At 64.1% G+C, this 12768-nt stretch carries 12 protein-coding genes; 8 read left to right on the top strand and 4 right to left on the bottom strand.

Features of this window, described 5'->3' with window-relative positions; translation table 11 throughout:
- Nucleotides 1-6: 6 nt before the first annotated feature.
- The 7 genes from ATY02_RS06215 (at nucleotide 7) to ATY02_RS06185 (ending at nucleotide 7643) form a co-directional block, all read left to right on the top strand.
- Entirely contained in the window at nucleotides 7-1179 is a 1173-nt protein-coding gene (locus ATY02_RS06215; protein WP_068583225.1) for an alginate O-acetyltransferase, read from the top strand.
- A 17-nt stretch (nucleotides 1180-1196) separates the two neighbouring features.
- Nucleotides 1197-1853 (top strand): alginate O-acetyltransferase AlgF, encoded by a 657-nt coding sequence (locus ATY02_RS06210; RefSeq protein ID WP_053134255.1) that lies wholly within the window; start codon nucleotides 1197-1199, stop codon nucleotides 1851-1853.
- Nucleotides 1854-1955: 102 nt separating this feature from the next.
- Nucleotides 1956-3407, top strand: a complete 1452-nt coding sequence (locus ATY02_RS06205; RefSeq protein WP_068583228.1) for a mannose-1-phosphate guanylyltransferase/mannose-6-phosphate isomerase — start codon at nucleotides 1956-1958, stop codon at nucleotides 3405-3407.
- 342 nt (nucleotides 3408-3749) lie between these two features.
- Nucleotides 3750-4025: a short-chain dehydrogenase gene (locus tag ATY02_RS06200; protein ID WP_068583231.1), complete on the top strand. Its 276-nt coding sequence runs from the start codon at nucleotides 3750-3752 to the stop codon at nucleotides 4023-4025.
- A 1131-nt stretch (nucleotides 4026-5156) separates the two neighbouring features.
- Nucleotides 5157-5621, top strand: coding sequence for a multidrug transporter (locus tag ATY02_RS06195; protein ID WP_068583234.1), 465 nt, complete (start codon nucleotides 5157-5159; stop codon nucleotides 5619-5621).
- 34 nt (nucleotides 5622-5655) lie between these two features.
- On the top strand, nucleotides 5656-6480 hold the full coding sequence (locus ATY02_RS06190; protein ID WP_022642425.1) for an SDR family oxidoreductase: 825 nt from the start codon (nucleotides 5656-5658) through the stop codon (nucleotides 6478-6480).
- 95 nt (nucleotides 6481-6575) lie between these two features.
- Nucleotides 6576-7643 carry a hypothetical protein gene (locus tag ATY02_RS06185; protein ID WP_068583237.1) on the top strand — a complete coding sequence of 356 codons (1068 nt, stop codon included), beginning with the start codon at nucleotides 6576-6578 and terminating at the stop codon, nucleotides 7641-7643.
- Here ATY02_RS06185 and ATY02_RS06180 read toward each other — a convergent pair.
- A complete protein-coding gene (locus tag ATY02_RS06180) occupies nucleotides 7629-7826 on the bottom strand; it encodes a DUF3592 domain-containing protein (RefSeq protein ID WP_164823628.1) in 198 nt (65 codons plus the stop codon). The two genes, ATY02_RS06185 and ATY02_RS06180, sit on opposite strands and share 15 nt — an antisense overlap.
- Nucleotides 7827-8363: 537 nt before the next feature.
- Between ATY02_RS06180 and ATY02_RS06175 the strand changes: the two genes are divergently transcribed.
- Nucleotides 8364-9389 (top strand): sel1 repeat family protein, encoded by a 1026-nt coding sequence (locus tag ATY02_RS06175; protein ID WP_225926558.1) that lies wholly within the window; start codon nucleotides 8364-8366, stop codon nucleotides 9387-9389.
- 108 nt (nucleotides 9390-9497) lie between these two features.
- Here the strand turns inward: ATY02_RS06175 and ATY02_RS06170 are convergent, their stop codons facing one another.
- From ATY02_RS06170 to ATY02_RS06160, 3 genes are read right to left on the bottom strand one after another with little or no spacing between them, the layout of a single operon-like run.
- Complete coding sequence (locus ATY02_RS06170; protein WP_068583242.1) at nucleotides 9498-10358, bottom strand: HlyD family secretion protein; 861 nt, start codon at nucleotides 10356-10358, stop codon at nucleotides 9498-9500.
- Nucleotides 10359-10368: 10 nt separating this feature from the next.
- Nucleotides 10369-10569, bottom strand: a complete 201-nt coding sequence (locus tag ATY02_RS06165) for a DUF1656 domain-containing protein (protein ID WP_007930063.1) — start codon at nucleotides 10567-10569, stop codon at nucleotides 10369-10371.
- Nucleotides 10559-12766 carry an FUSC family protein gene (locus tag ATY02_RS06160; RefSeq protein WP_068583245.1) on the bottom strand — a complete coding sequence of 736 codons (2208 nt, stop codon included), beginning with the start codon at nucleotides 12764-12766 and terminating at the stop codon, nucleotides 10559-10561. The genes ATY02_RS06165 and ATY02_RS06160 overlap by 11 nt, the downstream gene beginning before the upstream one ends.
- Between the last annotated feature and the right edge of the window lie 2 nt (nucleotides 12767-12768).

The raw sequence follows: 12768 nt of genomic DNA, 5'->3' as shown, positions 1-12768 counted from the left end.
CCGCCCATGACCCGCTCATTACGCCTGTTCTACGTCGCACTGTTCCTGGTGACCCTGCTGGTCCTGGGTCTATGGTCGGCGCGCAGCTTCTTCGGCTTCAGCACCAACAGTGACGCCACCGTGCTCAACGGGCGCTGGACCAAGGCCGTGGAAACCCATTACGACGACCAGTTCCCGATCAAGCGCCTGGGTACCAACCTCTGGGCCGCGCTGGACTTCAAGCTGTTCAACGAGGGTCGTCCGGGGGTGATCCTCGGCCGCGACCAGTGGCTGTACAGCGATGAAGAATTCCATCCGGTGGTCAACGAGGAACTCAACCTGCAGGGCAACTACGCCCTGGTCGAGGGTGTGCGCCAGACCTTGAAGCAGCACGGGGTGAAACTGGTGATGGCGATCGTCCCGGCCAAGGTGCGGTTGTATCCGGAACACCTGGACGCCGTGCGCCCGGCGCGCATCCACGCCAACCTCTACCAGGACTTCCATGCCCGGGTGGCCGCCGACAAGATCCTCGCCCCCGACCTGCTGGGGCCCCTGCAACAGGCCAAGCAACAGGGCCAGCCAGTGTTCCTGCGCACCGACACCCACTGGACGCCGGCCGGCGCCGAAGTCGTCGCCCACCAACTGGCCCAGGCCATCGCCGCCAAGACCCCGCTCAGTGGCCAGCCACAACGCTTCGTCACCCAGACCCAGGAGACCGTCAAGCACAAGGGCGACCTGCGCCGCTTCCTGCCCCTGGACCCGTTGTTCGAGAACCTGATGCCGGCCCCGGAGCCCCTGCAAAAACGCGAGACCCACGCCGCTGGGGAGCAGGCCGGCGCCGCAGACAACCTGTTCGCCGACCACGAAGTGCCCGTGACCCTGGTGGGCACCAGCTACAGCGCCAACCCCAACTGGAACTTCGTCGGCGCCCTCAAGCAGGCCCTGCACAGCGATGTGCTGAGCTACGCCGAGGACGGCCACGGCCCGATCCTGCCGATGCTCAGCTACCTCAAAAGCGACGACTTCAAGAACCACCCGCCCCAGGTGCTGATCTGGGAATTCCCTGAACGCTACCTGCCGGTGAACAACGAAATTGGCGACGCCGACCCGCAGTGGGTCGCAGAGCTCAAGCAAACCGGTGCCCGCCAACAAACTGTGGCACTGAACAAATCCGAGACGCCCGACCGGGCACACAACTGAAAAGAGAGGTGACACCCATGACTTTCACTATCAATCCGCGTCGTCTCGCCAAGGCCATCACCCTGGCTGCCGGCATGAGCGTCCTGTCCCTGCCCGCCTTCGCCGGGGGCGACGCCGCGCTGTACGGCCCCACCGCGCCCAAGGGCTCGACCTTCGTGCGCATCTACAACGCCAGCAACAGCGAAGTCAGCGCCACCATCGGCAGCACCAACGTCAACGACGTCGCGCCCCTGGCCAGCAGCGACTTCAGCTTCATGCCCGGCGGCGACTACACCGCCAAGCTGGGCAGCCAGAGCGTGCCGGTGAAACTGGCCGCCGACCACTATTACACCCTGGTCAACAACGCCAGCGGCCAGCCGCAACTGATCGAGGAGCCGCCGTTCAAGAACAAGCAGAAATCCCTGGTGCGAGTGCAGAACCTCAGCGACCAGGCCCTGACGCTCAAGACCGCCGACGGCAAGACCGACGTGGTCCAGGCCGTGGCCGCCAAGGGCCGCGGCGAACGCGAAATCAACCCGGTGAAGGTCAGCTTCGCCCTGTACGACGGCCAGAAGAAGGTCAGCGACCTCAAGCCCGTGGCCCTGGAGCGCGGCGAAGCGGCGGTGCTCTACGTCACCGGCAACGGCAGCAACCTGTCGCCGGTCTGGGTCAAGCGCCCCGTATCAACGCGCTAACCGCGCGAGCTATCAGCCACAAGCCTCAAGCGGCAAGTGAAGAGCTTTTAACTTGTCGCTTGCAGCTTGCGGCTCGCAACTGCATTTATTAGGAGTAACAACATGATTCCGGTGATCTTGTCAGGTGGTAGCGGCTCACGTCTTTGGCCGCTTTCGCGCAAGCAGTTCCCCAAGCAATTCCTCGCCCTGACCGGCGAACACACGCTGTTCCAGCAGACTCTGGAGCGCCTGGTGTTCGAAGGCATGGACACCCCCATCGTGGTCTGCAACAAGGACCACCGCTTCATCGTCAACGAACAATTGAGCAACCGCAGCCTCGAATCCCAGCGCATCCTGATGGAGCCCTTCGGCCGCAACACCGCGCCGGCCGTGGCCCTGACCGCGATGATGCTGGTCAACGAAGGTCGCGACGAGCTGATGCTGGTGCTGCCGGCCGACCACGTGATGGACGACCAGAAAGCCCTGCAGCGGGCCCTGGCCCTGGCCACCGTGGCCGCCGAGCGCGGCGAGATGGTGCTGTTCGGCGTACCGGCGACCAAGCCGGAAACCGGCTACGGCTACATCAAGTCGACCCACGATGCGCTACTGCCGGAGGGCGTCAGCCGGGTCTCGCACTTTGTCGAGAAGCCCGATGAAAAACGCGCCACCGAGTTCGTCCAGGCCGGTGGCTACTTCTGGAACAGCGGCATGTTCCTGTTCCGCGCCAGCCGCTTCCTCGAAGAGCTGAAAAAACATGATCCGGACATCTACGACACCTGCCTGCTGACCCTGGAACGCAGCCAGCAGGACCCGGACACCGTGATGATCGACGAAGCCACCTTCGCCTGCTGCCCGGACAACTCCATCGACTACGCGGTGATGGAAAAGACCCAGCGCGCCTGCGTGGTGCCGCTCAGTGCCGGCTGGAGCGACGTGGGCTGCTGGTCATCGCTGTGGGACGTGCATGAAAAGGACGCCGACGGCAACGTCAGCAAGGGCGACGTGGTGATCCAGGACAGCAAGAACTGCATGATCCACGGCAACGGCAAGCTGGTGTCGGTGATCGGCCTGGAGAACATCGTCGTGGTCGAGACCAAGGACGCCATGATGATCGCCCACAAGGACAAGGTCCAAGGCGTGAAGCAGATGGTCAACACCCTCAACGAACAAGGCCGCAGCGAAACCCAGAACCACTGCGAGGTCTACCGTCCGTGGGGCTCCTACGACTCGGTAGACATGGGCGGGCGCTTCCAGGTCAAGCACATCTCGGTCAAGCCGGGTGCGTGCCTGTCCCTGCAGATGCACCACCACCGCGCCGAACACTGGATCGTGGTCAGCGGCACCGCCGAAGTCACCTGTGACGAGAACGTGTTCCTGCTCACCGAGAACCAGTCCACCTACATCCCCATCGCCTCGGTGCACCGCCTGCGCAACCCCGGCAAGATTCCCCTGGAGATCATCGAAGTGCAATCGGGCAGCTACCTGGGCGAAGACGACATCGAACGCTTTGAGGATATCTACGGCCGCTCGACCCCGCTGGAGCGCGGCATCTCGGTCAAGACCATCGCTCAGTAAGAGCAGCAGCAAGTTTCAAGCGGCAAGCTGCAAGTAGAAGCAGATAGTCGTTGCCAGCGAGTCCTTTCACCCCCTTCCGGTCGCCTGCGTCCCCTATCCGCAGGCGGTTGGACAGGGGGATTTTTTTCAGAAGCAGTGCCAAGGGGCAAGCCTCAAGCGGCAAGCCAGATCAACAGCCATCTGTGGATACAAAAGGTCGTTCAAGGCTACACATATCGGGTTGACCGCCCTCTTCTCGCTCCCTATCCTCGCGCCTGTTACGACTCATTCGTGATCGAGGTTGACGGCTCGGTTGTTTTCTCAGGAACGCAGTTTTCCAGCACTGTTTCTTTGGAGCACAGCATGACCGACCGTATCGCGCTAACTAGCAACGAATCCTCCACTCCCACCCTGTTTATCGACACCCGAGCGCCCTTGGACGAACTCCATGCCAGCGCCGCCTACCGCATCCTCGCGGTGACTCAACTGATGGAAAGCATCGTGCACATGGACAGCCGCCACGCCGATGCCACGGATCTCACGCAATTCGCCCATGCCTGCGCCATCCTACTGCGGGACGGTTGCGATCTGCTGGACGTGTTGGGTCGGCGGATTCGTGATAGTCAGTACCTGAACTAAAACGCCCCGTGATCGTTCCCTCCTTCAAATGCGGGGGGAACGATCTGCAGGCCTATCCCCTCTCCTTCATCTCCAACCCATCTCATTGATCACTGCCGTGCCCCTCTGCACCAGAAAATGCACAGCCCTGCTATGGGGGGCAACCGTGCGTGGATTGGTCGACCGGAGATACAAGAACCCGGCAGGGCTGAAGCCCTTCCACGCACAGCTGCCATTGCACGAATACACAGGCGCACAACGAGCTTGCAATAGCGAAAGGGGGCACTGCGGCAGCTGTATCAAAACGGGCTGCCAAGCGAAGGGGGGCAGCTGCGCGCAGGTTGGTAAACCGGAGATACAGGAACCCGGCAGGGGCGAGCCCTACCACGCACAGCTGCCATTGCACGGATGTGCAGACACAAAAAAAGCGCCTGCAATAGTGATATGTGGCGCTCTTGCGCCTGTATCGAAATGGGTTACCAAGCCCAGTCGCTGAATGGGCAGCGACGCTCAAAGGCTAGTCCGGGTTCGACACGGAGCAACGACAAAGGCGTCGCAGTTTATGTCCATGCCATTGACCTGGAAAGCACATCACCTCGTGTAGCCGCTGCCGAGCCCGCGAGGCTGCGACAAGAGCCGAAGGACCTTCAGCGAATTCAAGACCCAGCGGCCGCTGCGCGCCCATGCGCAGCCTTCGGCAGCGGCTACACGAAGCGATGCCAAACACGCACACCCCACCCGCGATGCGCCGCCCGGTAGGGCGCGCCGTGGGGCTTGTGATCTTGATTCACCCGCCCCCTGGGGAGGCCGAGTGCAGGTGCTTATCAGGGGAATGGCGCGCAGCGCCCCTCGACGCAGTCGAGGACATCGCTGGAAGCGATGCCCCCTGAGAAGTACCGGAACGAGGGAACCCGAGCGCAGCGAGCGGCCGGACGTGGGGGCAAGACCTTTTGGTTCCTTTTGTGTCGACTGACAAAAGGGACTCGCCGTAAGGGCGAAACCGCCAGCCGCCACACCCGCAGCAACGGATATGTACACAAAACCCAAAGAGCCCGGGCCGGCTATCAGGCCGCCCCGCCCCACAACCCCCACCATCGCCAACCCCACCTACGCTTAGGTAGGATGCACCCACATTCCCCAGAGGTTCGCGTCATGTTCATCGGCGTCCTGCTGATCATTACCTGGCTGATCCTGCTCCTGCGCTACCCCGCCAAAGCCCTGCCCGTGTCCCTGGCCGCCGCCTGCGGCCTGGCCCTGGTGGCCGGCTGGGTGGTCTGGCTGGACAACCGCGAAGCCCAGCAGCTAGCGCGCCTGGAACTGCGCCTGGCCTACGCCCCCGAACACTGCCCCGCCGACCGCCCGCTACAGGTCAAGCTCAACAACGGCAACAAAGTCCCCCTGATTGAACTGCGCTGGCGCGTCGCCGCCTACGCCCCGGGCGACACGGTCAACCTTGCCGACAACCAATACAGCGCCCCACGCTATCGCGGCCCCGGCGAATTGCAGGCCGGCGCCAGCTGGCAGGACTGCCTGCCCCTGCCACCGCTACGCCCGGGCTATCGCCCGCAAACCCTGGAGTTTCGCGCCGAGCGTTTACAGGGTAGTTTCTCTCGCTGATCCCCTTCCCATCGCCCAGCACAAGGACCGCGCCATGCCCGTAGCGTTGATCACCGGTTGTTCCAGCGGCATCGGCCGCGCCCTGGCGGATGCCTTCAAACAGGCCGGCTACACCGTCCTGCCCAGCGCCCGCAAGGCCGAGGACGTCGCCGCCCTGCAAGCCGCCGGCTTCCACGCGGTGCAGCTGGATGTGAATGACGGCGCGGCCCTGGCCGCCCTGGCCGAGGACATCAACCAGCAGCACGGCGGCCTCGATGTACTGATCAACAACGCCGGCTACGGCGCCATGGGCCCGCTGCTGGACGGTGGCGTGGAAGCCATGCAGCGCCAGTTCGAAACCAACGTGTTCGCAGTGGTCGGGGTGACCCGGGCGCTGTTCCCGGTGCTGCGCCGCAGCCGTGGCCTGGTGGTGAATATCGGCAGTGTGTCCGGGGTGCTGGTCACGCCATTTGCCGGCGCCTACTGCGCCTCGAAAGCCGCAGTGCACGCCTTGAGCGATGCCCTGCGCATGGAGCTGGCGCCGTTCGGCATCAAGGTCATGGAAGTGCAGCCCGGGGCCATCGCCTCCAGCTTTGCCAAGAACGCCGGGCATGAAGCCGAACAACTGCTCAACGAACAATCGCCCTGGTGGCCGCTGCGCGAGGGCATCCGCTCCCGGGCCAAGGCCTCCCAGGACAAGCCGACCCCGGCCAGTGAATTCGCCGCTGGCCTGCTCAAGGCCGTGCAACAACCCAACCCGCCGCGCCTGGTCCGCCTGGGCAACGGCAGCCGCGCCCTGCCGCTACTGGCCAACCTTTTGCCCAAGGGCTTGCTGGAGAAGGGGCTGATGAAGCGCTTCGGCCTGGCCGCCAAGCTCTGACCCTGCCGAGTCTTAACAACTCACCCGGCGCTTGTGCGTAACAGCCACGCGCCAGGACACGCCATGCCCTTGATCGATCCCCCAGAGACTAGCCATTGAACTGTCGTAGTGCCCTGCCGCTGGCCCTGTTCACCTTGCTGACCGGCTGCGAGCCCTCCTCGCCAGACGAAAAACTGGACCAGAGCCTGCCCGACCTCGGCCTGGAGCAGATCCTGCCCAAGGCCGAGGCCAATGCGTATTGCACGGCGGACATGGACAGCGAATTGCTGTTTGGCATCGGCCGCCTGCTGATCGATGAAGACCAGGAAACCCATGGTGTGCTGCGTACCCAGTTCGCCAGCGAAGCAGTGCAAATGGCCAGGAGCTGCCTGGCCATGGCCGCCCCCCGCTACACCCGCAGCCTTTGCAGCTTGGCCATGGTCACCGCCGAGCGTCCCAACGTCTATGTCAAAAGCGAGGCGTTCAACTACATCGCCTATGCCGCCAGGAGAAACGAAGGCTGCGCGCAGTGGGCGCTGTACGACATCTACAGCATCGGCAAATTGAAGCAGCCACCCGACAAGGCCCTGGCCATGGCCTGGCTCGAACGCTCGGCGCGGCACGGCGCACTCGAGGCGCAGGAGGAAATGCTCAGCCAGAGCAAGAAGCAGAACAAGCTGGCGTTGGCCTATGCCTGGGCCAGGGTGCTGGGCGATGCCGAGAACATCGAGCCGCTGAAGCAGGCCATGAGCCCGGCACAAATCGCCGAAGGCGAGCAGCACTACCAGCAGCTACTCACTCAGTTGCCACCGCAGGAGCTGCGCAAAAAGGCCGACCGCAAGGAGCTGATCGCCCTGCACATGGCCGACGTCTACATGAACCACCCCCAGGCATTCGAGGGCCTGTCGCCCTTGCAGCGTCGGCAGTTCATGGCCAACGTGGTGGATGCCCTGGAGCCCAATCCGGACTTCCAGAAGCGCCGCCAGCTCTACGCCTACGTGCTGATTGCCCGGCAAGCCAACCTCACGGCCCCCGCCGTGAACCTGTGGCAAGACCCGGCGCTGCACGCCCTGCTGGTCAATGAAAACCTCGGCCTGGAGGACACCGTAGCCCAGGGCCTGGCCATCCTGGCCAAGCGCAACCCCGACAACGCCGCGGCCGCAGGCCATTCAGAGGCCAAATAACATGCCCAGCGCCGCCAGGGCGCCAATGCTCATCAACGAAGCGAAGTACAAGTGGGTCCAGGTATCGGGGATCACCTCGGCGGGTTTGGTGGGGTTGTAGAAAACCCCCACCGTGTCGCCCACTTGTGTCTCGGGAAACTCGCTGTCGAAGGTGTGGGTCATCACGCTGCCGTCAGCAGTCACATAGGACACCGTTCTGGTGGAGTGATAGGTTACCGCTCTGCACCCCGACCATTCGTGATCGGGAAGCGCCGACCACCTGGGCCGTGGCATGGACACCGGTGAACCTGAGTGCAAAGAAATCCCAGCCCCACAAGAAGGCTCCCGCCGCACAGCAGAGCATCACCAGCCCCACCAGCACCTTGCCGACATAACGCACACCCGCACTCCTTGCTCATTCAAACCACCCACCCTGCACCAAGGCTCGGGGCGGGCGCCAACGTGCGCCGAATATAGAGATCCGCGTCTGCCCGAAGCCACTGCTTGGTAGCTGCCGATCGTTTCTGCTTTGCTCGGTAACCGACATGCCGGTGCACACGCAGTTCAGGTTGTACCCCGTCTCAATCCCAGTAGAATGCCCGCCCTTGAACCCCTGGGTTCATGCAGCATGGAATCGCTGGCGTCGCTCCTCAAGCACGGAACTGCTCACGCTCCCCTCCTTTGCCGTCCCTGGCTGATTTCATGCGCGACTTCTTTCATTCGCCGATCAGGGAATATCCATTGAAATTGTTCAACGCACTGCCACTGGCATTGGCTGTCCTGCTGGCGGCTTGCGCCACCACCGCTCCGGAAAACACCGAACCCAAAGTCCCCGACCTGAATGACACCTTGCCCAAGCTGACGCTGGACAGTGTCTTGCCCAAGGTGACACCTAACGAATACTGCAACCCGTCCATGGACGCCGATGTGCTGTACGGCGCCGGTTACAAGCTGGACGAGGCCGAGGACTACAAGAGCGCCAAGAGCTGCTTCGCCATGGCCGCGCCGCACTACACCCGGGCCTTCTGCTACCTGTCCACCACCACCGATCAGGAAACGGACAAGCCCAAGGCCGAGCGCAACCGCGAATCCTTCCACTACATCGCCTACTCGGCGTCGCAGAACGACTGGTGCGCCGAGTACGGCATGTACGCCACCTACTGGTTCGGCGACAAGGACATTCCCAAGGACCGCGAGCTGGCCCTGCGCTGGCTGGAGCGCTCGGCGCTGCACGGCAACCCGGAACCGCAACAGAACCTGGCCGACGCAGCCGAAGAGTCCGGCGACCTGGTGAAGGCCTATGCCTGGCTGAAGATCATCGACAACACCGAGGACACCAGCCAGCTGGATGCCTTGAAAGGCAAGATGAGCCCTGAGCAACTGGCCGAAGGCGAACAGCGCTTTGCCGACCTCAAGAAGCGCGTGACCAGCAAGCAGGTGATGTACGACGAGGCGCGGGATGAAGAGGTGGCGATTTTCTCGGCCGAGATCCACTTCGATCTCCCCGACCTGTTCAAGGGCATGACCACGGCCGAGCGCCAGGCCTTTGTCAAAGCCGCCATTGCCAAGGCCCGGGACAGCGGCCAGTTCAAGCTGCATTACGCGGTGACCCAGTACATCATCGTCTCGCGCCTGGCCCAGCAGCGTTACCCCGGCGTCGATGTGCTGCAGAACCCGAAGCTCGTGGCCATTATCAACAACGTCAACGACGGCTTGGAAGCTGCGGCGAAGAAGTCCCTGGCGATCATGCAGAAAAGCTACAAGTAACCCGCCCTACCGCAGGAACCGGCTTGCCAGCCAAGAGGCCAGCAAGCCCGGTGCAGGGCTGAAGGCCTCTTTCGCTGGCCTGCAGCGCCTGCATGCAGCAGCCAGGGGCTATTGGGGCTCCTGGTTGACCACCACGGTGCAGGTGATGCCCGCCGCCAGCAGCACGCCCTCGGGCACCTCGTCGATATGGATGCGTACCGGCACCCGCTGGGCCAGGCGCACCCAGTTGAAGGTCGGGTTGACGTCGGCGATCAGCTCGCGGCTCTCGGGGTTGTCACGGTCGTAGATCCCGCGGGAAATGCTTTCCACATGGCCCTTGAGCACCTGGCCGCTCATCAACTGCATGTCGGCCTTATCGCCCACGCGTACGTGGGGCAGCTTGGTTTCCTCGAAGAAGCCGTAGACCCAGAACGAATTCATGTCCACCACCGCCATCTTCGCCTCGCCGATGCGCGCGTAGTCGCCACGGTGCACGTTGAGGTTGGTGACGTAGCCGTCCACCGCCGCCCGTACCTGGGTGCGCGCCAGGTTGAGCTCGGCGGCTTCCAGCTGGGCCTGGGCGTGCTGGTAGTCGGCCAGGGCCGAGTCGGCGATGTTGCCGGCGTCGTCGCGGTTTTCCTTGGAGATCACCAGGCTGTCCAGGTCGGCGCGGCGCCGAGCGTTGACCTTGCGCATCTCCCAGGTGGCCTTTTTCGAGGCCACCAGCGATTGCGCCTGCTTGACCGCGATCTGGTAGTGCTCGGGGTCGATCTGCATCAGCAAGTCGCCCTTGTGCACCAGCTGGTTGTCCTTGACCGGTACGTCCACCACCTCGCCGGTGACGTCGGCGGCGACGTTGATGACGTCGGCGCGCACTCGTCCATCGCGAGTCCAGGGGGTGTACATGTAGTGCTCCCACAGGGTACGGCCGATCCACAGGGCCAGGGCCAGCACGAGCAGGGTGGCGAGCAGGCTGAAGAACTTTTTCATTGCGGGGGTCTCAACGGTAGACAGTGAGCGCCATGGCGCCGAACAGACAGCAGAACAGGCTCAGGCGCAGCAGCGCCGGGTGCCAGAAGAAGCGATACAGGTCATAACCGGAGATGAACCGGTCCAGGGCCCAGGCCAGGGCCGCGGCGATGAAGAACATCAGGGTCATGGTCGGCATGTAAACGCCGTGGAAGGCGATTTCACGAGGCATGTGCAGGTCCTTGGGGTGCAGGCACCGCCGGCGTGGCCACGGCATAGGCCGCCAGCGGCGATTGCGGGTCGAGCAACGAAGTACGGATGAAATGCAGGTAGCTCTTCACCCGGCGCAGGGCCGAGGTGTCGAAGTGCGGGGCGAAGGGTTCATCGGTGGCCTGGACCCGGCTGATGGCATGGTCCACGGCGATCAGCCCGCGCTCCAGGTTGCTCTGGCTGGGTTGCAGGAACAGCCGCACCAGGGAGCGGCCCATGACCCGGATCGCCTGGCGCCAGGGCTGGGATTCGGCATAGGCCGGGTGCACCGGGAGGATCGCCTGCTCCTTGCGCAGCTCGATGATGGCGTGGCCAACCTCCAGCACCACGAACATCCAGCGCAGCAGCTCGCTCTGCACCTTGGGCTGGCCCACCGCCAGACCATAGGCCTGGTGCAGCAGGTCACGGGTGCGGCTCTCGAAGCTCGACGCCAGGCCCTTGAGCTTGCCGCTGATGGCGTACACCACCTGGCCGCGCAGGTCCTGCTCCAGGCGGCGCCACAGCCAGCGGCTGTTGGGCGGCAGGATGATCGCCCCGGCCGCGGCGCAGACCAGCATGCCCATGACCATGGCGATGTAGTCGTTGATGAAGGTGTAGGGGTTGTAGATCGTCAGGTTGTCCGGCACCGAGCCGGTGCTGAAGAAGATCAGCAGGCCCAGGCCGACCCCGGCGTACTTGGGCCGCGAGGCCAGGAACGAGCCCAGCACGATCACCGGCGCCAAGGTCAGGCACAGCAGCGGGAAGCCGTCGAGCCAGGGGAACACGAAGAACATCTCGACGAACCCCACCAGGGCGCCGATGAAGGTGCCGCAGGCCATCTGGAATGCCATACGCTTGGGGTTGGGGGTGGCGGCCGACAGGCCAATGGTGGCGGCTGCGATCAGGGTCATGGTGGCGCCACTGGGCCAGGCGGTGGCCACCCAGTAGCTGCCCAGCACCACCAGGACGAAGGCGGCGCGAATCCCCGAGGCGGCCGAGGCCAGCCAGTTGGTCTGTGGCGTGTAGGGCTCGTCCCAGCGCTCGCGCTCATGGCTGTGCTCGGCCAGGGAGGCGTGGGTCTGTGCATAGCTGTGCAGTTCGTCGACGAAGCGGTACAGCAGTTCGTAGGCGGTGTGGAAATCCAGCTGCTCGGCATCGCTGGGGGCGGTTTCCTGGAACGCCGCGCGCAGGCTGCGCACCCGTGCCGGCAGCTCGCCTTTATAGGCCGCCAGCGCCGTGGCCAGGCGGGCCGCATCGGGGCTGGTCAGGGCCCGGCCGGAGAACCCGTCCAGCAGCTCAGCCAGGTCGTAGAGCCCGGGCTTGATCGCCGCCACGACGTGATCGGTACCGCTGCTGCGCAGTCGCTCGAGCAACTGGTGCAGGGCGTTGAAGCGCGTGGTGATGCCCATGAACTCGCTGTTCAAGCGGCTCAGGCGACCGTTGCGCCGACGCATGTGCGGGTCTTCGAACACGGTGACGCTGCGCAGCCCTTCCAGGCCCACCGCCTCGGCGATGAAGCGCACGTTGCTGCTTTCAAAAATGTCGCGCTGACTGCGCCCACGCAACCCATCGGTGACGAACATCGCGAACACCCCGAAGCGCTGGTACAGGGCGTTGCGCATGGCGGCACTGGCGGTCTGTGGCAGGATCGCGGCGCTGACCAGGGTCGAGCAGAGAATCCCCAGGGAGATCTCCAGCACCCGCCAGACCGCCGCCATGAAGGCGCCTTCCGGGTGGGCCAGGGCCGGCAGGCCGACCATGGCCGCGGTGTAGCCGGCGAGGACGAAGCCATAGGCGCGGAAGTTGCGATAGCGCGCAGCTCCGGCCGAGCAGATACCGACCCAGATCGCCAGCGAACCCAGGAACAGCTCGGTGTTCTGGGCGAACAGGGCGATCAGCGCCACCATCACCGCCGAGCCGGCCAGGGTGCCGAGGAAGCGATAGAAGCTCTTGGCGAACACCTGGCCGCTCTGCGGCTGCATGACGATGAACACGGTGATCATCGCCGTGCGCGGCTGCGGCAACTCCAGGCGCATGGCCAGCCACAGGGTGAGGAACGCTGCCGCCAGGACCTTGAAGATATAGACCCAGGTCACGCCATCGCTGCGTGCCCAGTCGAAGAAACCCCGGCGCCACTCAAGGGAATACAGCCAGCGCAAGGGTGCGGGCAAGGAAGTCATCG

The sequence above is a fragment of the Pseudomonas sp. BIOMIG1BAC genome, assembly GCF_001705995.2.
GTDB lineage: Bacteria > Pseudomonadota > Gammaproteobacteria > Pseudomonadales > Pseudomonadaceae > Aquipseudomonas > Aquipseudomonas sessilinigenes.
The sequence above is the reverse complement of the archived record's forward strand: the minus strand, read 5'-3'. Positions and strand labels throughout refer to the sequence as shown.